27 protein-coding genes and 1 tRNA gene are annotated in these 26,860 nt (G+C 64.1%); 9 read left to right on the top strand and 19 right to left on the bottom strand.

Going from position 1 to position 26,860, the window contains the following annotated elements:
• Positions 1–35: 35 nt before the first annotated feature.
• Positions 36–617 (top strand): hypoxanthine-guanine phosphoribosyltransferase, encoded by a 582-nt coding sequence (locus tag IGS61_RS14125; protein ID WP_076564827.1) that lies wholly within the window; start codon positions 36–38, stop codon positions 615–617.
• 111 nt (positions 618–728) lie between these two features.
• Here the strand turns inward: IGS61_RS14125 and IGS61_RS14120 are convergent, their stop codons facing one another.
• From IGS61_RS14120 to IGS61_RS14105, 4 genes are all read right to left on the bottom strand, one after another.
• Entirely contained in the window at positions 729–1,682 is a 954-nt protein-coding gene (locus IGS61_RS14120) for an NAD(P)H-dependent flavin oxidoreductase (RefSeq protein WP_099665909.1), read from the bottom strand.
• A gap of 100 nt (positions 1,683–1,782) precedes the next feature.
• Positions 1,783–2,706, bottom strand: coding sequence for an MBL fold metallo-hydrolase (locus tag IGS61_RS14115; protein WP_230540150.1), 924 nt, complete (start codon positions 2,704–2,706; stop codon positions 1,783–1,785).
• A gap of 8 nt (positions 2,707–2,714) precedes the next feature.
• Positions 2,715–2,864 carry a DUF1289 domain-containing protein gene (locus IGS61_RS14110; RefSeq protein WP_230504287.1) on the bottom strand — a complete coding sequence of 50 codons (150 nt, stop codon included), beginning with the start codon at positions 2,862–2,864 and terminating at the stop codon, positions 2,715–2,717.
• Positions 2,865–2,938: 74 nt separating this feature from the next.
• Positions 2,939–3,088, bottom strand: coding sequence for a hypothetical protein (locus IGS61_RS14105; RefSeq protein ID WP_230540149.1), 150 nt, complete (start codon positions 3,086–3,088; stop codon positions 2,939–2,941).
• Positions 3,089–3,219: 131 nt separating this feature from the next.
• On the opposite strand from IGS61_RS14105, the gene IGS61_RS14100 reads away from it, so the two are divergent.
• Entirely contained in the window at positions 3,220–3,633 is a 414-nt protein-coding gene (locus tag IGS61_RS14100) for a CopG family transcriptional regulator (protein ID WP_034752801.1), read from the top strand.
• 54 nt (positions 3,634–3,687) lie between these two features.
• Positions 3,688–4,974 (top strand): extracellular catalytic domain type 1 short-chain-length polyhydroxyalkanoate depolymerase, encoded by a 1,287-nt coding sequence (locus tag IGS61_RS14095; RefSeq protein ID WP_230540148.1) that lies wholly within the window; start codon positions 3,688–3,690, stop codon positions 4,972–4,974.
• Here the strand turns inward: IGS61_RS14095 and IGS61_RS14090 are convergent.
• The 3 genes from IGS61_RS14090 to IGS61_RS14080 form a co-directional block, all read right to left on the bottom strand.
• The gene (locus IGS61_RS14090; protein WP_230540147.1) at positions 4,967–6,118 is read right to left on the bottom strand and encodes a response regulator; all 1,152 of its coding nucleotides are present in this window, start codon (positions 6,116–6,118) and stop codon (positions 4,967–4,969) included. The genes IGS61_RS14095 and IGS61_RS14090 overlap by 8 nt on opposite strands.
• A gap of 31 nt (positions 6,119–6,149) precedes the next feature.
• Positions 6,150–9,197 carry a response regulator gene (locus IGS61_RS14085; RefSeq protein WP_230540146.1) on the bottom strand — a complete coding sequence of 1,016 codons (3,048 nt, stop codon included), beginning with the start codon at positions 9,195–9,197 and terminating at the stop codon, positions 6,150–6,152.
• Positions 9,198–9,291: 94 nt separating this feature from the next.
• The gene (locus tag IGS61_RS14080; protein ID WP_230540145.1) at positions 9,292–9,495 is read right to left on the bottom strand and encodes a cysteine-rich CWC family protein; all 204 of its coding nucleotides are present in this window, start codon (positions 9,493–9,495) and stop codon (positions 9,292–9,294) included.
• A gap of 231 nt (positions 9,496–9,726) precedes the next feature.
• Here IGS61_RS14080 and argB point away from each other — a divergent pair, with 231 nt between their 5' ends.
• Together argB and IGS61_RS14070 are read left to right on the top strand one after the other, a co-directional pair.
• On the top strand, positions 9,727–10,620 hold the full coding sequence (gene argB, locus IGS61_RS14075; RefSeq protein WP_010393729.1) for an acetylglutamate kinase: 894 nt from the start codon (positions 9,727–9,729) through the stop codon (positions 10,618–10,620).
• A 40-nt stretch (positions 10,621–10,660) separates the two neighbouring features.
• Positions 10,661–10,735 (top strand) — tRNA-Thr (locus tag IGS61_RS14070).
• 255 nt (positions 10,736–10,990) lie between these two features.
• On the opposite strand, the gene IGS61_RS14065 is transcribed toward IGS61_RS14070, so the two are convergent.
• Entirely contained in the window at positions 10,991–11,860 is an 870-nt protein-coding gene (locus tag IGS61_RS14065) for a TraB/GumN family protein (protein ID WP_230540144.1), read from the bottom strand.
• 90 nt (positions 11,861–11,950) lie between these two features.
• On the opposite strand from IGS61_RS14065, the gene IGS61_RS14060 reads away from it, so the two are divergent.
• The 3 genes from IGS61_RS14060 to pabB all read left to right on the top strand — a co-directional run bounded on the left by IGS61_RS14060 (position 11,951) and on the right by pabB (position 15,223).
• Positions 11,951–12,685 carry a pyrimidine 5'-nucleotidase gene (locus IGS61_RS14060; protein ID WP_230540143.1) on the top strand — a complete coding sequence of 245 codons (735 nt, stop codon included), beginning with the start codon at positions 11,951–11,953 and terminating at the stop codon, positions 12,683–12,685.
• Between the two features lie 102 nt (positions 12,686–12,787).
• Positions 12,788–13,363 carry a nucleoid occlusion factor SlmA gene (gene slmA / locus IGS61_RS14055; protein WP_070313104.1) on the top strand — a complete coding sequence of 192 codons (576 nt, stop codon included), beginning with the start codon at positions 12,788–12,790 and terminating at the stop codon, positions 13,361–13,363.
• A gap of 21 nt (positions 13,364–13,384) precedes the next feature.
• Entirely contained in the window at positions 13,385–15,223 is a 1,839-nt protein-coding gene (gene pabB, locus IGS61_RS14050; RefSeq protein ID WP_230540142.1) for an aminodeoxychorismate synthase component I, read from the top strand.
• Here pabB and IGS61_RS14045 read toward each other — a convergent pair.
• On the bottom strand, positions 15,220–15,579 hold the full coding sequence (locus IGS61_RS14045; RefSeq protein ID WP_230540141.1) for a DUF1428 domain-containing protein: 360 nt from the start codon (positions 15,577–15,579) through the stop codon (positions 15,220–15,222). The two genes, pabB and IGS61_RS14045, sit on opposite strands and share 4 nt — an antisense overlap.
• Positions 15,580–15,699: 120 nt before the next feature.
• A complete protein-coding gene (locus IGS61_RS14040; protein WP_230540140.1) occupies positions 15,700–16,293 on the bottom strand; it encodes a glutathione peroxidase in 594 nt (197 codons plus the stop codon).
• A gap of 178 nt (positions 16,294–16,471) precedes the next feature.
• On the opposite strand from IGS61_RS14040, the gene IGS61_RS14035 reads away from it, so the two are divergent.
• Positions 16,472–17,596 (top strand): extracellular catalytic domain type 2 short-chain-length polyhydroxyalkanoate depolymerase, encoded by a 1,125-nt coding sequence (locus IGS61_RS14035; protein WP_230540139.1) that lies wholly within the window; start codon positions 16,472–16,474, stop codon positions 17,594–17,596.
• Between the two features lie 6 nt (positions 17,597–17,602).
• Here IGS61_RS14035 and gabD read toward each other — a convergent pair whose 3' ends face one another.
• From gabD to IGS61_RS13990, 9 genes are all read right to left on the bottom strand, one after another.
• Complete coding sequence (gabD, locus tag IGS61_RS14030; RefSeq protein WP_230540138.1) at positions 17,603–19,057, bottom strand: NADP-dependent succinate-semialdehyde dehydrogenase; 1,455 nt, start codon at positions 19,055–19,057, stop codon at positions 17,603–17,605.
• A gap of 92 nt (positions 19,058–19,149) precedes the next feature.
• Positions 19,150–19,992 (bottom strand): PPK2 family polyphosphate kinase, encoded by an 843-nt coding sequence (locus IGS61_RS14025; RefSeq protein ID WP_230540137.1) that lies wholly within the window; start codon positions 19,990–19,992, stop codon positions 19,150–19,152.
• A complete protein-coding gene (locus tag IGS61_RS14020; RefSeq protein ID WP_230540136.1) occupies positions 19,989–20,411 on the bottom strand; it encodes a CoA-binding protein in 423 nt (140 codons plus the stop codon). Before IGS61_RS14020 ends, IGS61_RS14025 begins: the two co-directional genes overlap by 4 nt.
• 66 nt (positions 20,412–20,477) lie before the next feature.
• Positions 20,478–21,131 carry a bifunctional 2-keto-4-hydroxyglutarate aldolase/2-keto-3-deoxy-6-phosphogluconate aldolase gene (locus tag IGS61_RS14015; protein ID WP_230540135.1) on the bottom strand — a complete coding sequence of 218 codons (654 nt, stop codon included), beginning with the start codon at positions 21,129–21,131 and terminating at the stop codon, positions 20,478–20,480.
• Positions 21,132–21,144: 13 nt separating this feature from the next.
• A complete protein-coding gene (locus IGS61_RS14010; protein WP_442908068.1) occupies positions 21,145–22,041 on the bottom strand; it encodes an SMP-30/gluconolactonase/LRE family protein in 897 nt (298 codons plus the stop codon).
• A 10-nt stretch (positions 22,042–22,051) separates the two neighbouring features.
• The gene (araD, locus tag IGS61_RS14005) at positions 22,052–23,782 is read right to left on the bottom strand and encodes an L-arabinonate dehydratase (protein ID WP_230540134.1); all 1,731 of its coding nucleotides are present in this window, start codon (positions 23,780–23,782) and stop codon (positions 22,052–22,054) included.
• Complete coding sequence (locus IGS61_RS14000) at positions 23,779–24,792, bottom strand: 2-dehydro-3-deoxygalactonokinase (protein ID WP_230540133.1); 1,014 nt, start codon at positions 24,790–24,792, stop codon at positions 23,779–23,781. The genes araD and IGS61_RS14000 overlap by 4 nt, the downstream gene beginning before the upstream one ends.
• 84 nt (positions 24,793–24,876) lie before the next feature.
• The gene (locus tag IGS61_RS13995; RefSeq protein WP_230540132.1) at positions 24,877–25,650 is read right to left on the bottom strand and encodes an aldose epimerase family protein; all 774 of its coding nucleotides are present in this window, start codon (positions 25,648–25,650) and stop codon (positions 24,877–24,879) included.
• On the bottom strand, positions 25,647–26,846 hold the full coding sequence (locus IGS61_RS13990) for a XylR family transcriptional regulator (RefSeq protein ID WP_099408150.1): 1,200 nt from the start codon (positions 26,844–26,846) through the stop codon (positions 25,647–25,649). The genes IGS61_RS13995 and IGS61_RS13990 overlap by 4 nt, the downstream gene beginning before the upstream one ends.
• Positions 26,847–26,860: the final 14 nt, after the last annotated feature.

The raw sequence follows: 26,860 nt of genomic DNA, 5'->3' as shown, positions 1-26,860 counted from the left end.
GACCATCAGCCCCATTCATCGCCATGCAAGAGTCCATGCAAGAATTTCATCACAACCGTGCCCGTGACCTGATCAAGAACGCGGAACTGCTGTTCGACCAAGATACCGTGCAGGCGTCGATCACGCGCATGGCCGATGTACTCAACACGCGCTTCAACGCCGCGGATTCCAAGGAATTCCCGCTGGTGCTGGGCGTGATGGGCGGCGCCGTCGTGTTTACGGGCAGCCTGCTGCCGCAACTGAGCTTCCCGCTCGAATTCGACTACATCCACGTCAGCCGCTACGGCGACGACGACAAGGGCGGCGAGGTGGTGTGGAAAGTCATCCCCCGCTCGAACGTAGCGGGCCGCACCGTCATCGTGCTCGACGATATCCTCGATGAAGGCGAAACCCTGGCGCACGTCAAGCAGCGCCTGCTGGACATGGGCGCCTCGGAAGTCATCCTGGCCGTCTTCGCCGACAAGGCCATCGGCAAGAAAAAGCCCGTGCAGGCGGACATCGTCGGCCTGGTGATCCCGAACCGCTTCGTCGTCGGCTTCGGCATGGATGCATACGGCTACTGGCGCAACCTGCCGGGTTTGTGGGCCATCAAGCCTGAGGATTTGAAGCAGGAGTAAGGATTTGTCGGATTACGGCCTTTGGCCTAATCCGACCTACCCATGGTTGACGCGGCAGGTCGGACGTAGGTCGGATTAGCGCGCAGCGCGTAATCCGACACTACCACCAGCTTACAGCTTCAACCGCGCGCGTGCCGCATCGTATTCGGCCTTCAGGCGCGCCACCATCTCTTCCACGCTGGGCACGTCGTCCATCAAGCCCACGCCCTGGCCCGCGCCCCAGATGTCGCGCCAGGCCTTGGCGCTGCCGGAGCCGAAATTCATCGCGCTCTTGTCCGCTTCGGGCAAGGCTTCCGGATCGAGTCCGGCCGCTTCGATCGATTTTTTCAGGTAGTTGCCGTGCACGCCCGTAAACAGGTTCGTGTAGACGATGTCCGCCGCGCTTGAATCCACGATGGCGTCGCGGTAGCCGTCGCTGACGTTCGACTCCTTGGTCGCCAGCCAGCGCGAGCCGATGTAGGCAAAGTCGGCGCCCATCGCTTGCGCGGCCAGCACGGCGTCGCCCGTGGCGATGGAGCCCGACAGCGCCAGCGGACCGTCAAAGAATTTGCGCACTTCGCCCACCAGCGCGAACGGCGACAGGGTGCCCGCATGGCCGCCGGCGCCGCTGGCGACCAGGATCAAGCCATCGACGCCCGCTTCCAGCGCCTTTTTCGCGTGACGGATCGAAATCACGTCGTGCAGCACGATGCCACCATAGCTGTGGATGGCGTCGAGCATTTCTTTGGGCGGCGCGCGCAGCGAGGAAATGATAATGGGAATCTGGTGTTTCACGCACACTTCCACGTCGTGCGCCAGGCGGTCGTTCGACTGGTGCACGATCTGGTTGACGGCGATCGGCCCCACTTTTTTATCGGGATTGGCGGCCTGGAAGGCGGCCAGTTCGGCCTGCAGGTCGGTCAGCCACGTGTCGAGCAATTCGGCGGGACGCGCGTTCAGGGCAGGGAAGGAACCGACGATGCCGGCCTTGCACTGCGCCGCGACAAGGGCCGGGCCGCTGGCGATGAACATCGGCGAGGCGATAACGGGTAAGGAGAGGTTTTGCAACGCAACAGGCAATGCCATGGCGGACTCGCTGGAAAGTTGATCGGACGTGAAAGACACACTGAACGTTGATTATAGTGCAGAAAAAGTACGATCGTGCTGAATTTATCGCAGACCCGCTTCAGCCATCATTGAGCAAGTACTCACCCTCGACACGCGCCGCTACAGCCCTGCATAGCTGCGCGACGGCCCACTCGGCCAGCGCATCCGCTTCCTGGCGCAGGAAACGCCGGTTGGCCTCTTCGAAGACGGGCATGCCGCGCAGCAGGGCCGGTATCCCGGCCAGGGCGATGCGCTGGCGCTCCAGCAGCAAGAATTTCAGCAGCACTTTGACCGCATTCTGCGCATTGCGCACGGGGTCGGACGCCAGGTAATCGAGGCGCGAATACGCACGCTGCAGGGCGCCGGCGGCGTCCTGGAACGGCCGCCCGTGGCCGGGAATGACGACGCGCACGTCCAGGCTGGCGATCAGGTCCAAGGTGGCGCGCGCTTCCGGAAAGCCGGAACCGCCATCGAGTTCAGGGAAGATCACGCCAAAGCCGTTTTCCCACAGGGCGTCGGCGGAGATCAGGATGCCCTCGCCGGCGCAGTAAAAAATCAGCGAGTGCGGATCGTGGCCCGGTGCGCCCAGCGCCTGCCAGGCCATGCCGGCCAAGGTCAAGGTGTCGCCGGGCGAGACGGTGGCGTCAAAGCCGAAGCGCGGGCATTGCTGGCCCGTGGCCTGGAAGCTGAGGGCATCGGCATCCCACGCGCGCACCTTGTCCGCCTCCGACACGGGTATGGCCGTGTGGCAGCCGTATGCGGCTTGCAGCAGCGCGTTGCCGCCGCAATGGTCGGAGTGCAGGTGCGTATTGAACAGGCGGTCCAGGGGACGGCCGGCCAGGCTATGGCGCAGCAGGGCCAGGGTTTGCGGCGCATGCGTGACATAGCCGCTGTCGATCAGGGCCGTGTCATCCTTCCCCTGGAACAGGATGTTGTTCGACGACAGCCAGCCGCGTTCGAACACCTGCATGGCATCGGGGAACAGCGCTGGCGATCGCGGCATGGGCTTCCTCAGTAGTCGGGCTCGAAATCGAGCAGCGATTCACGGCCCGGCAATTCGGCCCAGACGGCGCGCTTGAAGTCGTCGTCGGCCTTGCTCCAGGCGATGATTTCGTCGAGCGTGCGCAGGCAGCCTTCGCACAAGCCGCTGTTGCGGTTCATCTTGCACAGGCTGACGCAGGGCGACGGCACCGGCGACGGGAGCGGAACGGCTGGCGGAGGTGGGGGAGCGACCATCATGGAGCGGCATCGGTAAACGTGAAGGTTTTCATTATGCCGCGAAACCGTGCCGGCGAGGCGATGACATCGCCCTGCAATGTTTCCGTGAATATATTTTCCAGCGAAACAATGGTCAACAACCGCTGTTCCGGAAATATATTTTTCACACATTCTCACTCTGCGGGTGCCCGTCCTACAACACGATCAGCCCAGATCCTGCTTGACTTGAGTCATTTCAGAACTATACTACCATCCATACAGATGGCAAATGGATGCCACGTGGAGTTTTTGGAGAAATATGGCCAAGCAAGACAGCAAGCCCAAAATTGGGGAATCCGAGAAAATCACGATCAACCTGGGCTTGATCGACCTGGGGCAGATCGATCTGCTGGTCCAGGAGGGGTTTTATTCCAACCGCACGGATCTGATCCGTACGGCCATACGCAACCAGTTGGGCACCCACGCCGACGTGGTGAAACAGACCGTCGCCCGTAAAAGCCTGGTATTGGGCATGCAGCACTATTCGCGCGCCGACCTGGAAGCGATCCAGGCAGCCGGCCAGCGCCTGCAGATACAGGTGCTGGGACTGGCCAGCATCGCCAGCGACGTCTCCGTGGAACTGGCACTGGCCACCATCGAGTCGATTTTCGTATTAGGTGCCCTGCACGCCAGCACCGTCGTCAAGACGGCGCTCGCAGGGCGAATTCACTAGCGTATTGGTTTGCGGCGATGACCCGGCCGATGCGCGGCACCGTTAAGGATGGTCATGAAACTACCTCTCAACATGCTGGCGCAGATGCGCGCAGCGACCCGTAATCTGATGGGCAGCGGCCCTGCCGCCGCCACCGAAGCGATCCAGCAGGCGCTGTCTGCGGCCGGCCTGACGCCGCCGCCGGCAGCGTCCACGCAAGCGCCGCCACCGCAGCCGATGCGCGACATTAATCCACCACCGGCACCAGCGCAGGCGCAGGCGCAGGCCCGGGCCGGGCAGCCGCAAGCGGAAGCCGCACCGGAAGCGGCATCGGTGCCGCCCACGCCCGCGCAGGCGGCGCAGGATTTCGCGCAGGACTTCATGGCGCGCCTGGGCGTGCCGGCCGGCCTGGGCCAGCACAGCTTCGACATGCCCAGCTTCGAGCTGCCGAATTTCCATCCGCCCGGCTTCAACGCGCCGGCCGCCACGCCGGCGGAAATACCCGCTGGCGCGCAGTTCATCGACGGCGTGTACCGCAACCATGCGGGCACGCGTTCGTACAAGCTGTATATCCCCAGCAGCTATCACGGCCAGGCCATGCCGCTGATCGTCATGCTGCACGGCTGCACGCAAAATCCCGACGATTTCGCCGCCGGCACGCAGATGAATGCACTGGCCGAAGAAAAGGAGTGTTTTGTCGTCTATCCGGCGCAGACGCAGGGCGCCAACAGTTCGCGCTGCTGGAACTGGTTCAACGCCATCGACCAGCAGCGCGACCAGGGAGAACCGTCGCTGATCGCCGGCATCGCCCAGCAAGTCATCGACGACTACCCGGTCAACGAGCGCGAAGTGTTCGTCGCCGGCCTGTCGGCGGGCGGTGCCATGGCCGTCATCGTCGGCACCCTGTACCCCGACCTGTTTGCCGCCGTCGGCGTGCATTCGGGACTGCCCTTCGCTTCGGCGCAGGACTTGCCGTCGGCGCTGGCAGCCATGAAGGGCGGCGCCATGCCCAATGCCCAGCGCAAGGCGCCGGCCGGCGGCGTGCCCATCATCGTTTTTCACGGCGACCGCGACACCACCGTCAACCCGCGCAATGGCGATGAACTGATCGCCCAGGGCGTGCGCAGCCAGGCGGGCGGCAAGGCGGCCAGGGCCGCATCCGTCGACGGCAGCGTGCCGAACGGCCACCGCTACACGCGCACCACGCACAGCCAGGCCGATGGCTCGCCGCTGGGAGAACACTGGGTCATCCACGGCGCCGGCCATGCCTGGTCCGGCGGCAGCAACAACGGCAGCTATACGGACGGCAAAGGGCCGGACGCCAGCCGGGAGATGCTGCGCTTCTTCAAGACCGTCAGCTGATGTTTTCGGCGAACGGCGCGATCTGCCGCTGCTTGTCGGCGATCTCGCACACGCCGTCGGCATAGCGGGTGGAGATGGCGATGAACTGGTCCTGGATCTGCAGGAAGGCGTCGACGATCTCGGCGTCGAAATGCGTGCCGCGCCCCTCGACGATGATCTGCACGGCCTGCGCATGGTCCATGCCCTGCTTGTAGATGCGCCGGCTGATCAGGGCGTCGTATACGTCGGCCAGCGCCATCAGGCGCGCCGAAATCGGGATGGCTTCGCCCGCCAGGCCTTGCGGGTAGCCGCTGCCATCCCATTTTTCATGGTGGCTGTAGGCGATCTCTTTCGCGTACTTGAGGAAATCGACTTCGATGCCCAGCTCATGCTCGGCCGCCAGGATGGCGTCGCGCCCCAAGGTGGTGTGCGTTTTCATGATGGCCATTTCGTGCGGCTCGAAACGCCCCGGCTTGAGCAGGATATGGTCGGGGATGCCCACCTTGCCGATATCGTGCAGCGGCGCCGTCTTGAACAGCAGTTCGATATTCTTGTCCGTCAAAAAATCGCGGAAACGCGGCAGGCTGCGCACTTTCTCGGCCAGCGCCTTCAGGTAGTGCGAGGTGCGGCGGATATGGTTGCCCGTCTCGCTGTCGCGCGTCTCGGCCAGCGAAGCCATGGCGTGGATCGTGACGTCCTGCAGCGCCGCCACTTCCTGCACGCGGCGCTCCACTTCCGTTTCCAGGTAGTGGTTCTGGTCGCGCAAAAAATCCTGCATCTGCTTCATCGCCAGTTGCGTCCTGATGCGCGCCAGCACGATGGGCGCCGAAATCGGCTTGGTGATGTAGTCGACGGCCCCCAGGGCCAGGCCCAGCTGCTCGTCGGCCACTTCGCTCATGGCGGTCACGAAAATGACGGGTATGCCGGCCGTGGCGGGATCGCTCTTCAGCGCGCGGCACACGTCGTAGCCGCTCATGCCCGGCATCATGATGTCGAGCAGGATCAGGTCGGGCTGGTCGCTGCCGGCGGCGATCTTCAGGGCACGCTCGCCATTGACGGCGATCTTGGTGCGGTAATCGTCTTCCAGCACCGCGCGCAACAGGTCGATATTGTCTGGCGTGTCGTCGACCACCAGGATGGTTGGCTTGCTTGCCGGCGCTTTCATGCCCGTCCTTCGCTCTGCATAGTTATCCTTGTCACAGTGTCAGCTCCAGCGCATCGGCCACCTCGCCCAGCTGCGCCAGCGCACCTTCGAAATCGTATTGTCCCAGCATGCGTTTCAACTGGCGCGCATGTTCCGCCTGCCCCGCCGCGACCAGCACGGGACCGATGCCGTCCAGGTGCTTGACGGCCTGCGCGTCGTCCTGCTGCAGCAGCTGCGACAATTCGCGCAAGCCCGCTTCCAGGCGCATCCGGTCCACCGGTGCCACGTGCGCCACCGGCGCGCCGCCCGCCTCGGCCGCATTGCTGCGCGACTGCATCGCCAGCACGATCTTCGGCACCAGCTCGTCGAGCGCCAGCGTGCAGGCGGCCAGCGCCTGCGGCAAGCCGTCGTGCGAGCCCAGGCTGAGCAAATGCTCCACCCGCGCGGCACTGTCGGCCAGGCCACCAGCGCCGATATTGCCGGCCAGGCCCTTCAGGGTATGCGCTTCCCGGATGGCCGTCTCGAGCTGATTGTTCTCGATGGCGGCAACGATGCGCTGCATGGCATCGAACTGGGTTTCCACAAAACGGTCCAGCAATTTTCGCATCAAAACGGCATTGCCGCCCACGCGGCGCATGGCCTCCGTCATTTTCAGGCCGGAGATCACCGGCAGCTCCGCTTCCGGCTGGGTCACCACCGCCGCCACTTCCTGCGGCATGGCCGGCGCAATCCAGCGCGCCAGAGTGCCGAACAGCTGCGCCACATCGATCGGCTTGGCGATGAAATCGTTCATGCCGGCGTCCAGGCATTTCTCTTTGTCGCCGACCATGGCATTGGCCGTCATGGCAATCACGGGCAAATTGGAATAACGGGGATCCTGGCGCAGCTTGCGGGTGGCCTGGTAGCCATCCATTACCGGCATCTGGCAATCCATCAGCACGCCGTCATAGGCGTTTTCCTCGATCTTCGCCAACGCGATGGCGCCATTGCCCGCGATGTCGACACGGATGCCGGCGTCGTTGAGAATATGCTGCGCCACTTCCTGGTTCACTTCATTATCCTCCACCAGCAGCAGCCAGGCGCCGCGCAGGGCGCGTTCATCGTCGCGATAGCTGCTCTGGCGCTGCGTCTTGCGGCTCTGCCCCGTCACGCCGCCAAACACGAACGATATCTGGTCAAGCAGGGTCGAGGCGCTGACCGGCTTGTTCAATACGCCGTCGAGCGGTAAGTCCCGCTGGCGCGCCGCTTCCAGCAGCGCTTCGCGATGGAAGGCCGTGACCATGATGCAGGCCGGCGTGGCATCGATGTCGGCGGCATCGGCACGGATGCCGGCCAGGGTATCGAGGCCGTTCATGCCCGGCATTTTCCAGTCCATCAGCACCAGCCCGTACGGGCGCCCCTCGGCGCGCGCCTGCGCCACGGCGCCGATGGCCAGCACGCCGCCAAACACCGCACGCGCCTCGAAGCCCAGCGCCGTCAGCATGCTGACGAAGATTTCACGCGCGCTGGGGTTGTCGTCGACCACCAGCACGCGCAGGCCCTCAAAGCGCTGCGGAGCAAGCAGGCTGTCGCGCGGCACGGCTGCCAGGCCGAAGCGGGCCGTGAAGAAAAAGGTGCTGCCCACGCCCGCTTCGCTGACCAGGTCAATCTCGCCTTCCATCATTTCCACCAGGCGCTTGCTGATGGTCAGTCCCAGGCCCGTGCCGCCATGGTGGCGCGTGGTGGAGGTGTCGGCCTGGGTAAATGCCTGGAACAACTTGCTGCGCTGGGGCGGCGTCAGGCCGATGCCCGTGTCGCGCACGTCCACGCGCAAGACAGCCGCATGTTCTTCCAGCTGCTGCAGGCGGATGGTGACGACGATCTCGCCCTTGTCCGTAAACTTGATGGCGTTGTTGGTCAGGTTGATCAGCACCTGGCCCAGGCGCAGCGGGTCGCCCTGCAAGGCGTTCGGCACGTCGGGGGCGATGTCGAACAGCAGTTCGAGGCCCTTGTCCTGCGCGCGCATCACGGACAGGTCGGCGATCTGCGCCAGCACGTCCTCGAGGAAGAAATCGACTTTTTCAAAGGCCATCTTGCCGGCCTCGATCTTCGAGAAATCGAGGATGTCGTCGATGATGGCCAGCAGGTTCTTCGAGGCCGATTCCACCTTCTCCAGGTAGTTGCGCTGGGTTGACGTGAGCTCCGTCTGCAGCGCCAGGTGGGTCATGCCGATGATGCCGTTCATCGGCGTGCGGATCTCATGCGACATATTGGCCAAGAAGTCCGACTTCATCTTGGTCGCATCCTCGGCCACTTCGACGGCATGGCGCAGGTCCTGCTCGACGGCCAGGCTGGTGCTCATGTCCTTGAGCGCCTGCAGCAATTCGCCCGTCTCGTCACGCGACGTCACTTCGATGACGGAACTGAGGTCGCCGTTGGCCACGCGCGTGGCGATCGCCACCGCCTCGCCCAGCGGGCGCGTGATCGAGCGCGCCGACCAGGCAAAGGCCAGGCCCGTCAGCAGGGCCGCCAGGCCGATGCCGCCCATCAGCAGCAGCGACGTATCGATGTCGTTGCGTATCCTGGCCGCGCTGTCGCGTATCAGTTGCTGCTGCAGGTCGTCGAGCTGGCCCACGTACAGCAGCACTTTTTCCAGCACCGGCAAGGTCTGCGTCTGCATGGCCTGCTCCGCGCGGGCATCCTCGCCGCGCTCGACCAGTTCGAACATCGCCTTGAGCGAGCCATAGTACTCGGCACGCGCAAGATGCATCTGTTCCAGCAGGCGCCGTTCTTCGGGCCGCGCATCGAGACCGTCGAGGATGCGCACCTGCTCATCGATGCCTTGCTTGATCGCTTCCAGGCGCGCCTGATTCGCCCGACGCAGCGCCAGCCGGTTCTGGCCAGGCAGGCTGGCGATGCGCGTGGCCGCCTCGCGCGCCAGCCCATGGATCTTGCTGGTGGCCTTGGCGGCGACCCAGTCGCGCTGCAGGATATCGTCGGTCTCGGCGCGGATGGCATAGATGCGGCTACCCGCCAGGACGATGACGACCAGCATCAGCACGATCAGAATGGCATAACCGGCATTGATGCGTACGCCGATGCGGATATCCCTGAAGCGCATAACTTTCCTATAAGAAATTCTTAAAAATCGAAGTCTGAACGTATTCCCCTACGGAATGCAAGGTTTATTGCAAAGCAATTGCATGCCGAAGCACTTATTTAGCCGACGTTATGGCTTTTGCAGGGGACGCCAGGGTGGCGATGCGCTCTTGCAGGCAGGCGGGACACCAGCAGCCCACGGCAGCGCTGCCGGGTACGGGAACGGCCGGCGGCAGGGCGACGCACCAGCAGGGTTCCTTGGCGTTCGGGTCAAGCTGGCCACACTGGAAAGTGGCGCCGCACAGGCTGCACTGGCTCATGGCTATGTTTGAATTGACAAGTGTGTGTCATGCTGCGCCGGAATGCGACGCAGATGTAACGGGCAGTAAAAGGGCTGGCTGGGGAACATATCGGGCCAGACTATAGGATCATCAGGGAAAATACAACAAGATCGCCCTATAATGCCTCCAGGATTTTCTTCTTCCCTGTAAAATCGCACAAATCTATTTTCCGGACTCGCCATGAATCAACTAGCTAACTTGAACCTGGACATGAATGACGACTTGACGGCGGTGTCGCCGCAAATCAAGGCGCAGATTCTGGCCGAGGCCCTCCCCTACATCCGCAATTTCCATGGCAAGACCATCGTCATCAAATACGGTGGCAATGCCATGACGGACGAACGCCTGAAACACGGCTTCGCGCGCGACGTCATCCTGCTCAAGCTGGTCGGCATGAATCCGGTCGTGGTGCACGGCGGCGGACCGCAGATCGACAACGCGCTGAAAAAAATCGGCAAGCAAGGCACCTTCGTGCAAGGCATGCGCATCACCGATGAAGAAACCATGGAAGTGGTGGAGTGGGTGCTGGGCGGCGAAGTGCAGCAGGATATCGTCATGCTGATCAACCATTACGGCGGCCAGGCCGTGGGCCTGACGGGCAAGGATGGCGGCTTGATCCGCGCGCGCAAGATGCAGATGCCGGACCGCGAACATCCGGGCGAATTCCTCGACATCGGCTTTGTCGGCGAGATCGACGCGATCAACCCGGCCGTCGTCAAGGCGCTGCAGGACGACGCCTTCATTCCCATCATTTCGCCGATCGGTTTCGGCCAGGATGGCCAGGCCTACAACATCAACGCCGACGTGGTAGCTGGCAAGATCGCGGAAATCCTGAAAGCGGAAAAGCTGATCATGATGACCAACATCGCCGGTGTCCAGGACAAGCAGGGCAACCTGGTGACCGACCTGTCGGCGCGTGAAATTGACGAGATGTTCGCCGACGGCACGATCTCGGGCGGCATGCTGCCGAAGATCTCGTCCGCGCTCGACGCCGCCAAGTCCGGCGTGAACACGGTGCACATCATCGATGGCCGCATCGAACACTCATTATTGCTGGAAGTGTTGACCGAGCAGGCTTTTGGTACTATGATCCGTTCGCACTAAAAAATAATTCGGCGCAATTCACCCAGCGCCGATTTTTTATGCCCTTGTAGCTCAGTGGTAGAGCACTCCCTTGGTAAGGGAGAGGCCACGTGTTCGATCCACGTCAAGGGCACCAGTATACTTTCCCCGCAGCTGTAAAAATGCCCATGGCGGCGTTGTCCTTCCTCGCCGTACATTCGTACTGTCTTCGTCAGTCCGCCTTGCCCTGAACACTTTTCCATCTGCTCTGCCGTCATCTCCTCATAGTAAAAAATGTCCATGGCTGCGTTGCCTCGCCTCGCCGTACATGCGTACTGTCTTCGTCAGTACGCCTTGCCCTGAACATTTTTCCATCTGCTCTGCTATCTGTCGCCCGCATCGCCTCCGCGTTTCAATACACCCGCTCGACCTTCAAGCCCTTCTGACGCAATAAATCCGGCACGCTTTTCGCTCCGACCAGGTGCAGCACGCCGATGGCGGCCAGGCTGTGCTTTTCGCGCGCCAGCAGCTTGGCGATGCCGTCGGCCAGGGCCGGGTTGCGGCCATCCAGCAACACCTTTTGCACGAATTGCGCGGCGAACGAGGGGTCTTGCGCAGCCTTGGCCGCCAGCTTGTCAAAGGCAGCCGCGTCGGCGTTGCGCCAGGCATCGGCGATCTCGCGCGCTTCCTGGCTTTGCTCCTGGTCCTCGATCGACGCCACGCCGTCTTCCAGGAAGCGGCACTGGTCGGCCGGCGACATGGCGCCAAACAGCGCCATCTGGCCTTCCATCGATTCGAGTTCCAGCACGGGGATCTTGCGCGCCTTGGCCTGCTGCGACAGATAATTGTCGACGGCCAGGTCGGAGCGGTAGCCGAGGGTGGAAAACTCGCCGATGGCCAGCATGCTGGCCAGCATCCACGGCTTCATCGGCGCCACCGACTCGGCTGGAATGCCGTATTTTTGCAACAGCGGCGCCAGGCGCGGGGCCAGGGTCTGGCGGCAGTCGGCAGGCACCTTGCTGCCCGGCGCCTCCATGCCGTATTTCAGCACGGCGCTCACAGCCTTACGCGGATCGGCGCCGGGATCGATCTCCAGCGCCAGCGCCCCTGCCTGGAGCAACGCCTGCGTCACGGTCGGTTCGAGCGGATAAAAATCGGGCGCGCCCACGTGGATGGTACCGAACAGATACAGGGTGTGGCCCGCGTCCTGCACCTTGAACAGGGCGCCCCGGTTTTGCGCCACGGGTGGCGCCTCGGCGAAGGCCGCCTGCAACGGCAGCAAGAATAATCCGCAAAACATCACTATAATCTGGCGTCGCATGGTTTTCCTGATTGTTGAATTTTTCATCTTCTCTCGCTAGCAAAGACTCTCGTGCCTGTGTCCCATCTTAACCGCTCGTCGCCGGTCTGGCTGTTTGACCTCGACAACACGCTGCACAATGCCTCGCACGCCATCTTCCCCACCATCACGGCCAATATGAACACGTATATTGCCCGGGTGCTGGGCGACGGCGTGACGCCGGCCGACGACGCCATCGTCAATGCGGCGCGCGCGGCTTACTGGCGCCGCTATGGCGCCACCTTGCTGGGCATGGTCAAGCACCATCAGGTGCAGGCCGCGCATTTTTTACACGAGACGCACGCCTTCGACGATTTGCGCGCCATGATACGCGCCGAACGGGGGCTGGGGGCTTTACTCAAACGCCTGCCTGGCCGTAAAATTTTACTCACCAACGCGCCGCTGCGCTATTCGAGCGACGTGATGCGCCACCTGGGACTGCGCCGGCACTTTTCACACCACGTCGCCATCGAGGCGATGCAGGTGCACCGCCAGCTGCGGCCCAAGCCATCGACCCTGATGCTGCGCAAACTGATGCGCAAGCACCAGGTCCGCCCTGGCCGCTGCATCCTGGTGGAAGACACCCTCGCCAACCTGAAGGGCGCAAAAAGACTGGGCCTGCGCACGGCCTGGGTCACGCAATACCTGAAAATGGCCGATCCGATCGGCGTGGCGAAGCTGCCCAAGGCGTTAAATCGCCCCGCTTACGTCGATGTCAAAGTAAAATCTGTCCGGCATTTGGCACGCCGCCTTCACCGACTGCGTTGAAGGGGACTCCTGGACTTCCGGTTGACGCCGGAAGCTGCACCGCTAGCGGCGGTGACGGACCTCCCCATCAAGGCAGCATTTTTTTTAACGACAAGAGAAAATATGGCAAGCACACCGCCGGGCCAACGCAGGCTACAAATTCTTCAGGCCCTCGCCGCAATGCTGGAGCAGCCGAAAGGCGAAAAGATCACCACCGCCGCACTGGCGGCCAGGCTGGCCGTCTCGGAAGCAGCCCTGTACCGCCATTTCGCCAGCAAGGCGCAAATGTTCGAAGGGCTGATCGAATTCATCGAGTCGAGCGTCTTCGGCCTGATCAACCAGATCGCTGAAAAGCACAGCGACGGCATGACGCAGACGCGCGACATCATCGGCATGCTGCTCAATTTCGCCATCAGCAATCCGGGCATGACGCGCGTGCTGATCGGCGACGCCCTGGTCAATGAGGACGAGCGCCTGCAAGTGCGCATGAACCAGTTCTACGACCGCGTGGAGCTGGCGCTCAAGCAGGCCTTGCGCGTGGCCGCCGCCGAAGGCCATGGCAAGGAAAGCGAAGTGGCGGCGCGCGCCACCCTGATCGTCAGCTTCGTCATCGGACGCTGGCACCGCTACGCCAAGAGCGGCTTCAAGATCAATCCATCCCAGGAAGCGGCGCTGCAAATCGCCATGCTGCTAGGGTAGGTCACCGCCGCGGCTGTCCCCATGCATACCGACTGTTTCGCCCTGCTCGACGACGCCAGCACGCCCGGCGCCGGTTCGCGCCTGTACACGGGCCTGGCGGCGGTCCTGCGGTGCAGCGAGGGGGAGCAGTGGCCGGCCCTGCTCGAAGGGCTGCAAGCGGCCTTGGAACGCGGCCAGTACGCCGTCAGCGTGTGCAGCTACGAGCTGGGCGCGCACTTGCTGGCCATGCCGCCGCGCGCCCCCGGCCCGGATGCGCCGCCGCTGGCGCAGGTGCTCGTCTTCAAACATTGCACCCAGCTGTCGCAGGACGAGGTGCTGCAGTGGCTGGCCGCACGTACGCCGGCGATGGAAACGCCGGCCGGCATCGCCGGCATCCGCGCGAACGTGGATCAGGCCGAATTCACGCGCGCACTGGGGCGCATCCACGACTACATCGTGGCTGGCGACACCTATCAGGTCAACTATACGTATCGGCTGCGCTTCGACGCCTTCGGCTCGCCCCTGGCCCTGTATGCGCGGCTGCGGGAACGCCAGCCCGTGCCATACGGCGCGCTGGTGATGCTGCCCGATGGCGGCGCCCTGCTGTCGCTGTCGCCGGAACTGTTCGTGCGCCATGCGCAGGGCGAGCTGACGGCGCGCCCGATGAAAGGCACGGCGCCGGCCGCCCCGCCTGAACAAACAGACGAAAACGCGCGCCGCGCCGCCGCCTTGGCCAGCGACCCGAAAAACCGCGCGGAAAACCTGATGATCGTCGACCTGCTGCGCAACGACATCGGCCGCATCGCCGCCACGGGCTCCGTCAAGGTGCCGGCCCTGTTCCAGGTGACGCGCTACAGCAGCGTGCTGCAAATGACATCCACCGTGCAGGCGCGTTTGCGCGACGATGCCAGTCTGGCCGACATCTTCCAGGCCTTGTATCCATGCGGCTCGATCACGGGCGCACCGAAACGCCGCACCATGGAAATCATCGCCGAACTGGAACCGGCGCCGCGCGGTATCTACACGGGCGCCATCGGCTGGTTCGATCCGCCAGCCGCCAGCGCCGCCCACGCCGTGGGCGACTTTTGCATGTCCGTGCCGATCCGCACGCTGGCCTTGCAACCGGCCGGCCCTGGCGGCCTGCGGCGCGGCGAGATGGGCGTGGGCGCCGGCATCGTCCTCGACAGCGACCCGGGCGAGGAATTTGCGGAGTGCCAGCTCAAGGCCCGCTTCCTGACGGGGCTGGGCAATGACTTCGAACTGTTCGAGACCCTGCACGCGAACCGGGCCGGCGGCTGCCGCCAGCAGGAGCGCCACCTGGCGCGCCTGGCCACTTCCTGCGCTTACTTCGGTTTTGCCTGGAATGCGGACGCTGCCCGCGCGGCGCTGCACGCGGCCTGCGCGGCACGCCCCGACGACGCACCCTTCCGCCTGCGCCTGGCGCTGCGCCAGGATGGCCGGTTCACGACGCAAAGCGGTGCCCTCACCGCCTTGCCGGACACGGTCACCATCCTGCTGGCGTCCGACGCCACCGTGGCCGACGACCTGTTCCTGCGCCACAAGAGCAGCGTGCGCGCGCGCTATGACGCGGCGTGGCGCGCGGCCGAAGCGCAAGGCGGCTTCGACATGCTGTTCTTTAACGAACGGGGCGAGCTGACGGAGGGCGGGCGCAGCAATGTCTTCGTGAAGCTGGACGGCCGCTGGCACACGCCGCCCCTGTCCTGCGGCCTGCTGCCCGGCGTGCAGCGCACGACCATGCTGGCCGATCCTGCCTGGGATGCGCAGGAAACCGTCATCACGCGCGCCATGCTGGCGCGGGCCGAGGCGATTGTCGTGTGCAATGCGCTGCGCGGGGCGATGCCCGCCAAGCTCATCCTTTAAGCGTCAATGCGCATTTCGTAGCCGCCATAGATCATCCGCTTGCCATCGAACGGCAGCTTGGCCGGATCCATCATCTCGGCCAGGCGCGGGTCTTTCATGACCTTGTCGTTGATTTCATCGCGCTTGGCGCGCGATTCAAACACGATCCAGGAAAACACCACTACTTCGCCATCCTGCAAGTCCACTGCCTGCGGGAACGAGGTCAGCTTGCCCGGCTTGACATCGTCGCCCACGCATTCGCGAAATTCCTGCGCGCCATATTCGCGCCAGACGGCGCCGCAAGCACGCGACATGGCCAGGTAGGTATCGAGCTTGGCTTTCGGTACGGGCACCACAAATCCATCGACATACGCCATGATAATCTCCTTGATGGTTGTTTTGACAAACACGAACAACCAGCTTAGGACAATGATAGCAAGACGACAAGCACGGCATTAAAAAAAAAGCAGGCGTTCCAGCCTGCTTGTGTCGGCACCTTACAGCGCCAGCGCTTTTTCCACCGCGCCAACGAGTTTCTTGTCGTCCGGCGTTACCTTGCTGGGGAAGCTTTCCACCACCTTGCCGTGGCGGTCGATCAGGTATTTATGGAAATTCCAGGCCGGCGTCTTGCCCGTCTGCTTGATCAAGTCCATGTACAGCGGATTCGGCGCGGGGCCGGAAACCACCGATTTGGAGAACATGGGGAACTTCACCCCATAGGTGTTGTAGCAGAAATCGGCGATTTCCTTGCTGTTGCCCGGCTCCTGCTTGCCGAAATCGTTCGATGGGAAGCCCAGCACCACCAGGCCCTTGCTGCCGTACTTGGCGTACAGCGCCTCGAGCCCTTCGTACTGATTGGTAAAACCGCAATAACTGGCGGTATTGACCACCAGCACGACCTTGCCTGCGTACTGGCACAGGTTTTGCGGCGCTTCATCCTGCAAGCGCTTGAAGGTCTGTTTCAAAATGGCAGGACAGGCGGCTGGCGCGGCGGCAGCGGCAGCGGCTTCGGCGCCATGGGCGGGCACAGCCAGGCTGGCACTGGCGGCAAGGGTGGTCAGCGCAAACAACTGGGCAAGGGTCTTGGACATGAAGGGCACCATGGTCGGGAAGGAAAAAAAAACCATTCTATGCCAAACACCGCGCACGCGTACAAGACGAACAGCAACAGCATTAGCTTGAGCGATATCAACGATAGTGCAGTACTTTCCCAAAGCACAGTTTTTTTACCTATGCTCGGCCTTCCTGCCCTTGCCTTGTGGAGTTGCCATGCCCTTCCCGTACCTGACCGCATTACCCACCCCCCTGCTGGCCGCCAGCCTGCTCATCCTGGCGCCAGCAAGCGCCCATGCCGCCACGGCTGCCAAAGCCGTCAAACCCGCCGCGAGCAAGGACGCTGCCGCCCTGCCTGCCTACCAGGCCGACCTGAGCCAGACCACGGTGTCCGGCCTGTCCTCGGGCGGCTTCATGGCGGCGCAGTTTGCCGTCGCCTACTCGGCCACCGTCGCCGGCGCCGGCATCATCGCGGGCGGCCCGTATTTCTGCTCGGGCCAGCCGGGCCGCTTCCCGTATATTCCCTACCTGACGAATGCCCTGACCACCTGCATGAATCCAGGCAGCTCGCAAGTGGCGCCGCCCGTGGCCAGCGAATTGCTGCGCGCGGCGAACGATTTTGCGCAGGCCCGTCTCATCGACGACACGGCCAACCTGAAACGCCAGCGCGTATATCTGTTCAGCGGAACGAAAGACCAGACCGTGACGCGGCCGGTGGTGGAACAGGTAGGAAAGTTCTATCAACTGGCCGGCACGCCGGCGGCGCAAATCCGCTTCGTCGACACGGTCGGCGCGGGCCATGCCATCATCACCGACAACAACCAGGACAAGCCCTGCGCCGTGACGGACTCGCCGTTCATCAACGACTGCGACTTCGTGCAGGCGCGCGACATCCTGCAGCACCTGTACCCGGACTTGCAGCCCTCGTCGACCACCCTGACGGGCAAGCTGATCGCCTTCAACCAGCGCAGCTTCATCCAGAACGCGTATTCCAGCATGAACAATACGGGCTACGCCTACATTCCGAAAGCCTGCGACAGCGAAAGCTGCCGCGTACACGTGGTGTTCCACGGCTGCCTGCAAACGACGCAAGCCATCGGCGACCGTTTCTATACCAGCACCGGCTACAACCAGGTGGCGGACGCCAACAAGATCATCGTGCTGTATCCGCAGGCCGAACCGAGCCCCGTCTATCCGTACAACCCGAAAGGCTGCTGGGATTTCTGGGGCTATACCAGCATCAATCCGATCGATCCGGATTTCTACCGCAAGAGCGGCACGCAGATGGAAGCGGTCAAGGGCATGCTGGACAGGTTGGCTGCGCGCCGCGGCTCACATTGAACGGCGTCAGATACCGCCCATGCAGATGTACTTGATGACTAAATAATCTTCGATACCATACGTCGACCCTTCACGGCCCAGGCCCGATTGCTTGACGCCGCCGAAGGGCGCGATCTCGTTCGAGATCAGGCCCGTGTTGACGCCGACCATGCCCGTTTCCAGACCTTCGGCCACGCGCCAGATGCGGCCGATATCGCGCGAATAGAAGTAGGCGGCCAGGCCGAATTCCGTGTTGTTCGCCAGCCCGATCACTTCATCATCGGTCTTGAAGCGGAACAGTGGCGCCAGCGGGCCGAAGGTTTCCTCGGTGGCCACACGCATGTCGTTCGTCACGTCGGCGATGATGGTCGGCTCGAAGAAGCCGTTGCCCAGCGCATGGCGCTTGCCGCCGGCCAGCAGACGGCCGCCCTTGTCCAGCGCGTCGGCCACGTGCTCTTCCACCTTGGCGACGGCCTTGGCGTCGATCAGCGGGCCCTGCGTGACGCCCGCCTCGATGCCATTGCCCACCTTCAGCTTGGCCACGGCGGCCACCAGCTTGTCGGCAAACGCGTCATACACGCTGTCCTGCACGTACAGGCGGTTGGCGCAGACGCAGGTCTGGCCCGCATTGCGGTACTTCGAGGCGATGGCGCCTTCCACGGCCGCATCCAGGTCGGCGTCGTCGAAGACGATGAACGGCGCATTGCCGCCCAGTTCCAGCGACAGTTTCTTGATCGTCGGTGCGCACTGTTCCGCCAGCAGACGGCCCACCTGGGTCGAGCCCGTAAACGTCAGCTTGCGCACGATGGGATTCGACGTCATTTCGCCGCCGATGTCTTTCGGCGCGCCCGTGACGATGCTGAACACGCCCGCAGGCACGCCTGCGCGCTCGGCCAGCACGGCCAGCGCCAGCGCGGAAAACGGCGTCGCTTCGGCAGGTTTGAGGACCATCGGGCAGCCGGCGGCCAGGGCCGGGCCGACTTTGCGCGTGATCATCGCGGCGGGGAAATTCCACGGCGTGATGGCGGCGCACACGCCGATCGGCTCCTTGGTGATGACCAGGCGGCGGTCGGGCCACGGCGACTGCAGGGTATCGCCCGCCACGCGCTTGCCTTCTTCGGCAAACCACTCGATGAACGAGGCGCCGAACTGCACTTCGCCCTTCGCTTCCGGCAGGGGCTTGCCCTGCTCGGTAGTCATGATCAGCGCCAGGTCGTCGGCGTTTTCCAGGATCAGGTCATGCCAGCGGCGCAGCACGGCCGCGCGCTCTTTGGCCGTCTTCTTGCGCCAGGCGGGCCAGGCGGCATTGGCCGCCTCGATGGCGCGGCGCGTCTCGGCCGCGCCCATCAGGGGCACCGTGCCGATATGCTCGCCCGTGGCGGGATTGCTCACATTAATCGTCTGGCCACCATCGGCATCCGCCCAGGCTCCATTCACGTAAGCCTGGTGACGCAACAAGGTAGGATCTTTCAACTGCAGCATATGGATCTCCGGTCTGGTTTGAATTATCGACGAGGGATACTATGCCACAGCGCGGCCGATTCCGCAGGCGCAGCGCTGAACTGCCCTGACCTCTACTCGACCTTGAAAGACGACAGTTTCGGGTCCGGCGCCGGGTATTCCAGCTTCATGCCCTGCAAGGTTTCCAGCAGCAGCGAGGCCACCACCAGGTTGCGCTGCGTCTTGGAATTGGACGGCACCACGTACCACGGCGCATGATCGGCATCCGTCTCGCGGATCGCCGTTTCATAGGCGCGCTGGTAGCCATCCCACTTCTTGCGCTGGGCGATATCGTTGGGATCGAACTTCCACTGGCGGTCGGGATCGTCGAGCCGCTCCTGCAACCGTCCCCGTTGCTCGTCCTTCGAGATATGCAGGAAGACTTTCAGGATGACGGTGCCCGTTTCGCTCAGCATGCGCTCGAAATCGCGGATCTGCGCGTAGCGGCGCTGGCATTCGGCCTTGTCGATCATGTCCTGCACGCGCGTGATCAGCACATCCTCGTAATGGCTGCGGTTGAAGATGGCGATCTCGCCCTTCACCGGCACGTGCTGGTGCACGCGCCACAGGTAGTCGTGCGCCAGTTCGATATCGGTGGGGCCCTTGAAGGCCACGGCGCGGATGCCCATCGGATTGATATTGCTGAAGATGGCCTTGACCGTGCCATCCTTGCCCGAGGTATCCATGCCCTGCAGGACCAGCAGCACTTTTTTCTTGCGCTGCGCGTACAGCATGCTCTGGCACTCGGCGATCTGCGCCGTCAGCGCCACGGTTTCCTCGCGGTCCAGAGCCTTGCACTGGGCCGCCGTCAGCTTCTTGTTCGCCGCCTTGGTGGCGGCGCCCAGCAGGCGCTTGCCGGCGAATTCCTCGTTCAGGTCAAAGCCCTGGCCGGCGCGAAACTGCGTGCGCGCCTTCATGCCGCCACCGCCAGCTTGCGGTGCTCGATTTTTGTGCAGCGGTCCATCACCACCTCCAGCCCAGCCGCCCGCGCCAGTTGCGCCGCCTGTTCGTTGATAATATCGAGCTGCAGCCACAGGCAGCCGGCCTTGACGGCAATTGCTTCCCCGACGATGGGCAGAATGTCTTCCGGCTTGCGGAAGCAATCAACGATGTCGATGCGCGCCGGCGCGACGGCCGCCGCAGCTTCCGCCAGAGTGGCGTAGGCGCGCTGTCCCAGCACGTCGCGCCCGGCGAGGGCCGGATTAACGGGCAATACGCGGTAGCCATGCCGCAGCAGGTAGTCGGCCACTTCGTGGCTGGCGCGTTCGGGCTTGTCGGACATGCCGACGATGGCGATGATGCGGCTGTCTTGCAGGATGCGGGCGATGTTAGACATATTCGGGGCGTGGTTAGGCGTGCGACATTGCCCGCCTAGCGTAGCAGAATTATCCAGCGCAGGGAGCTATCCAGAAGACCTAGAACTCCGCACCAGCGCCATCTTCGCCACAAATGCGCGCGCACGCGCCGTCACGGCCGCGTAATCTCCCGTGGCGCCCGGGCCACTCAGGCTGCTGCCGATGCCCACGGCCGCGGCGCCGCTGGCAAACCATTCGTCGAGGTTCTCCACCGTCACGCCGCCCGTGGGCATCAGCGGCGCCTGCGGCAAGGGCGCGCGCAGCGCCTTGATGTAGGCGGGGCCGAACATCTCAGCGGGGAAGACCTTGACGATGTCGGCGCCCGCCTGCAGGGCCGTGACGATCTCCGTCGGCGTCATCGCCCCGGGCATGGCCAGCACCTGGTAGCGCTGGCACAGCGCGATGGTCTCCACGTTCACGCCGGGCGAGATGATGAACTGGGCGCCAGCCAGGATGGCGGCGCGCGCCGTCTCCGTATCGAGCACCGTGCCCGCACCCAGCAGCACGTCATGGCCATGGCGTTCGCGCAGGGTGCGCAGCACGCCCAGGGTATCGGGCGTGGTGAACGCCACTTCCAGCGCCGTGATGCCGCCGGCGATGCACGCCTCGGCGATCTGCACGGCCGCCTGCGCCGAATTGGCGCGCACGATGCCGACCATGCCCCGCTCCAGAATGCCATCGAAAACCATGTGCTTCTGCATCTGCTCTCTCCTGTCAGGCCGGCAGGGCGCCAAAGCGCACTTCCGGCAAACCGCGCACATCCACCTGACGCGCATGAAACAATCCGCCAGCCAGCGGTTCGCCCGCCAACTGGGCCGGGCTCAAGCTTTCCTGAGCCGTCGTGACGAACAATTCGTCGTAGTGCGGGCCGCCCAGGCTCACGCAGCTGGGCTGCGAGACGGGCAAGGCGATCGCCCGCTCGACGCTGCCGTCCGGCGCGAAGCGCAATACTCTGCCCGCCCCCCACTGCGCGCTCCACAAGTGGTCATGCGCATCGATGGTGGCGCCATCGGCGGCGCCCGGCCCCGGATCAAGCACAGCAAACACGCGCACCCGGCTGGCGTCGCCCCCCAGGTAGTCGTCCCAGCGGTAGATCGCCTTCTTCATCGAGTCGCAGAAATACATGGCCGTGCCATCGACGCTGAAGCAGATGCTGTTCGAGATGGCGATGGACGGCAGCGGCAAGCGCTCCAGGCTCAAGTCCAGGTTGAGGCGATAGAAACCGGCGATCGCATCGCGGCACGGGCGCTCATCGAGCGTACCGAAGACAAAGCGTCCCTGGCGGTCGCAGCGGCCATCGTTCAGGCGCGTCATGGGCAAGTCCCCCTCCACCGTGTGCAAGAGCGTGACGGCCCCGCTGCGCGCGTCAAACCACGCCAGGCGCGAAGCGAGGCCCAGCAGCAGCACGTCGTCGCTGTCCGTCAGCGCGAAGCACGCCAGGCGCTCGGGCATGTCCCAGCGCTGGCGTTCGCCCGTCGCCAGCACCAGCGCATGCAGCTGGCAGCCTTCGATATTTGTCCAGAAAACGCGGCCGCTGCGTTCGCACCAGCGCACGCCCTCGCCCAGGAAATTCTGCGCATCGACCAGCAATTGGGCCTGTGTCCCCATCATTTTTTCCTTTTTAGTGTGATTCGCGCGGCACGGCCGAACCCCGGCAGCCGACGAGGAAATCCAGGTCCGCACCTTCGTCGGCTTGCGTCACGTGCTTGATGTACATGGACTGGTAACCGCCGCGCATGGCCGGCTCGGGAGCGCGCCACTCTGCGCGCCGGCGCGCCAATTCGTCCTCGTCGACGTCAAGGTGCAAGCGGCGTCCCGCCACGTCCAGTTCTATCATGTCACCGTCGCGCACCAGCGCCAGCGGCCCGCCCACGGCCGCTTCCGGCGCCACGTGCAGCACCACCGTGCCATAGGCCGTGCCGCTCATACGCGCGTCCGAGATGCGCACCATGTCGCGCACGCCCTGCTCCAGCAGTTTTTTCGGCAATCCCATATTGCCCACTTCGGCCATGCCCGGATAGCCCTGCGGGCCGCAATTTTGCAGCACCATCACGCAGCTGGCATCGATATCGAGCGCGGGATCGTCGACGCGCTTTTTATAGTGCTCGATGCTGTTGAAGACGACGGCGCGGCCACGGTGCTGCATCAGCTCGGGCGAGGCGGCGGAAGGCTTAATGACGGCGCCGCGCGGGGCCAGGTTGCCCTGCAGGATGGCGATGCCGCCCTCGTCCTTGAATGGCTGCGCCAGCGGCGTGATCACCTCGGGATTGAAATTTTCCGCCTCGGCCACGTTGACGGCCATGCTGGCGCCCGTGACGGTGAGCGCCCCGCCATGCAATTTGCCCAGCAGGTCGCGGATGATCACGGGCAGGCCGCCCGCATAGTAAAAGTCTTCCATCAGGTACTGGCCCGACGGCATCAGGTTCAGCAGGCAGGGAATGTCGCGGCCCAGGCGGTCCCAGTCGCCCAGGCGCATGTCCACGCCGATGCGCCCGGCAATGGCCAGCAGATGGATCACGGCATTGGTCGAGCCGCCGATGGCCCCGTTGACCATGATGGCGTTTTCAAACGCTTCGCGCGTGAGGATCTGCGACAGTTTCAGGTCTTCATGCACCATGTCGACGATGCGCCGGCCCGTCAGCTGCGCCTGCAGCTTGCGGCGCGCATCGACGGCGGGAATGGCCGCGTTGCCGGGCAGGGTCACGCCCAGCGCCTCGACCATGCTGGCCATGGTGGAAGCCGTGCCCATGGTCATGCAGTGGCCGGCGGAACGCGACATGCACGATTCGGCCTGCTTGAATTCGTTTGAGGTCATGCGCCCGGCGCGCACGTCTTCGGAAAACTTCCACACGTCCGTGCCCGAGCCGATCGGCTTGCCCCGGTAATTCCCGTTCAACATGGGGCCGCCCGACAGCACGATGGTGGGCAAGTCCACGCTGGCCGCGCCCATCAGCAGGGCCGGGGTGGTCTTGTCGCAGCCCGTCAGCAGCACCACGCCGTCGATGGGGTTGGCGCGGATCGATTCCTCGACATCCATGCTGGCCAGGTTACGGAACAGCATGGCCGTCGGGCGCAGATTCGTCTCGCCCAGCGACATGACAGGAAATTCGACGGGAAAGCCGCCCGCTTCGAGCACGCCGCGCTTGACCATCTCGGCCAGGTCGCGGAAATGGCCATTGCACGGCGTCAGTTCGGACCAGGTATTGCAGATGCCGATGACGGGGCGGCCATCGAAAGCGTCGCCGGGATAACCCTGGTTCTTCATCCAGCTGCGGTGAATGAAACTGTCCTTGTCGTCGCCGCCAAACCACGCTTGCGAACGCAAGGGACGCTTGTTCTTGTTGCTGCTCATACTGTCTCCTGCGGGGAAATCAAGCCGCGCGCGGCGGCGATCAGCAGCGCACCGTGACCGGCCAGATGGTCTTGCTGCTGGTCGTCGACGATGATGCGCTTGCCATAAAAAAATCCGTGTTCCTCGATCAGCAGCCCGAGCGCCTGGCGCAGCATGGGTTTGCCGGTAATGACGAGCGGCGTATCGGGCCGCATCTGGATGGCGGTGCTGTTGCGCAGCGCCAGCAGGTCGCCGCTGAGGACCGCGCCCATCAGGAAATTGGCCCGCTCATTGCATTCGACGGCGCTGAACTGGCCCAGGGTGCGCACGCTGAAGCAGGCGCGCGCCAGCCCCGTTTTTTGCGCCGCGGCCGCGCCGGCCAGCAGCATTTTCGGCACCAGGGTATGGGCAAAACCGCCATCGACCGATTGCTTGATCAGGGTGTGCTGCGTGATCGCCTGCAGCAGCTCGCCCGCGATGGTGGTGCTGCAGCCGAGGATGCGGCGCTGCTCGTCCACGCTGATCAGTTTGGTATGCGAACCGGGCATGATCAGGGTCGCCGCGCCCCGCAACTGCAGGCGCTCGAGCAGCGCGACGACTTCCGTCTCTTCGCCGCGCATCATGTCCATCGCCTCGACGTTATGCAAGCCGACGGCGCCATGCTGGTTGCGCACGCCGGGAATCAGCCACAGGGGCTGCGCCAGCACGTCGGGCAAGTCCACCGCCTGCATGCCTTGCGCCAGCTGGGCCAGGCCGGCGGGCGCCGGCAAATGCGGCACTTCCTGCACCCCCATGGGCGAACTGATCATGCCCGAAGCGAGCGCCAGGTCCACGGCGGACGGCGCGATGCCGGCGCTGGCCAGCACGCTGGCGATGGTGTCGCGCAGCGCCTGTTTCAGCGCGCCGTTATGGCCATCGATGGCGGTATTGCGCACGCCCGTTTCCAGCTGCGCCTGGGCGACGACGGCGCCGCCGCGCCACAGCAAAGTACGCGTATTGGTGGTACCGGCATCGATGGTGAGTATGTTCATGGGCAGGTTCGCAGCGTCGGTCAGGACAAAAATAAATGAGGGAAAAACTACCCCATGGTAGAACTGCCCCGCATATCTGACCAATCACTTATTTGACATCATTGATACCGGTTCGGATATGTCAAACGCATCGATATCCTGCACGCCCAAACGGTAGGCGAGCTTGAAGCGCCTCACCTGTCCCGGCTGCACTTCCACGCCCTGCGCCAGCAGGGAAAAACAGCGCGCATCGGAATACAGATGGCAGCTGTCCTGGGTGCTGGAAAAACGCAGGACCCGGCCGGACGCGGGGTCCGCAACCCGCGCCGCTTCGCGCAGCTGGCCGCTGCCCGTCCAGTAAAAGTCATGCCGGAATCCCGGCAAGTGCACCAGCGCGGGCCAGGCCAGGCGCGACGCGAGCGGCGCCGGCTGGCGGAAGTCAAACGCGCTGCCCGCCACGTCGAGCGCAGCGTCGCCCGCGCAGCCGCCGGGCCAAGGCCGGTAACGGTCGGCGGCCAGGCACAGCACGTGATCACCCACGCTGGCATGGCGTCCCTGCAGATTGAAGCGGGGCGCGGCAAGAGAGAAATGGGAAACCGTATCGGCCGTGGCGGCGCAATCGAGCTGCAGGCTGCCATCGTCATCAAACCGGTAGGCCAGACGCACCGACAGGCCGTCTTGCATCAGATGCAGCCGCAAGTGGCCATCGTCCGGCGGGTCGCACCGCCAGCCCGCAGACGACTGCGCCGCAGGGGGCGCGGCGCTCAGCACGTCGGCCACGCGGCCATAACGGTCGGGCGCCCACCAGGCCCGCACGCTGGCATCGTGCGCGTCGATGGCCACGCGCATGCCGCGCGCATTGCGCAGCAGATGCATCATGGCGCCTGCCCGGGCGCTGGCGGCGGCCGGCTGCGCTGCTGGAATTCGCGCGGCGTGCAGCCGAGTTCGCGCTTGAAGACGGCGTGCATGTACTGCACCGTGGTAAAGCCGCAACGCACGGCCACCTCAGCCACCTGCCCCGGCCCGCGCGCCAGCAGGGTCTTGGCCGCATCGAGCTTGAAATGCAGGATCTCGTCGTGCACGCTGCGCCCCAGCTCATGGCGGAAGTGCGCTTCGAGCGAGGAACGCGACACGCCGACGTAATCGGCCACCTGCTCCGTCTTGATGCCCTGGCAGGCGTACTGGCGGATGAAGTGGCGCGCCTGCATCACCTGCGGATGCTGGAAAGGCTGGTGGCGCGTGGAGGCGAGCACGTTCAGGCCGGCCGGCGGCACGAGGATACGCGTGCCGGACAGGCGCGCGCCGTTCAGCATCTGGTGCAGCAAATGCGCCGCCGTGCGGCCCATTTCCTCCGTGCCCTGGATCACGGAACTCAAGGGAATGCGCGTGAGCATGCGCGCCAGCGGATCATTGTCGATGCCGATCAGGGCCACTTGCTCCGGCACGGCGATGCCCGCGTGCATGCAGGCTTGCAGCAGCTGGCGCGCGCGCGCGTCGCTCACGGCGATGATGCCGACGGGTTTTTCCAGGCTGTTGAGCCAGGCGATCTGCTGCTCCACCGCCTCGTCCCAAGACGGCGCGCTGGTGGCCACGCCCCGGTACACGTCGGCGCGCATGTGGTCGCGCTCCATCAGGGCGCAAAACGCTGTTTCGCGCTCTTGGGCCCAGCGGTTGACATCGGCCTCGGGCAGGCTGAAACAGGCAAAGCGGCTCAGTCCCGCTTCCACCAGGTGTTCATAGGCCAGCTTGACGATCTTGAAATTGTCGGTCGCCACGTACGGGATGCCGGCCGGGTAATCGTCCTCGCGCGCATACGAGCCGCCCACAGCCACCACGGGCAAGCGGCTGTGCGCCAGCGCCGCGCAGACGGCGGGATCGTCGAAATCGGCGATGATGCCGTCGCCCTGCCAGCGCTCGATACCGGGCAGGCGGCAGCGAAAATCCTCTTCCAGGAACAGGTCCCACGACACGCGCGTGGTGTTCAGGTAGGCGGCGATGCCCGCGATGATGTCGCGGTCGTAGATTTTATTCCCGTTAAACAGCAGCGCGATCCGGTGCGCGGTCGGTAACTTCATGCTGGTGTCTCCTC

Origin of the sequence: Janthinobacterium sp. FW305-129 (assembly GCF_020858115.1) — a bacterium.
Classification (GTDB): domain Bacteria; phylum Pseudomonadota; class Gammaproteobacteria; order Burkholderiales; family Burkholderiaceae_D; genus Janthinobacterium.
The sequence above is the reverse complement of the archived record's forward strand: the minus strand, read 5'-3'. Positions and strand labels throughout refer to the sequence as shown.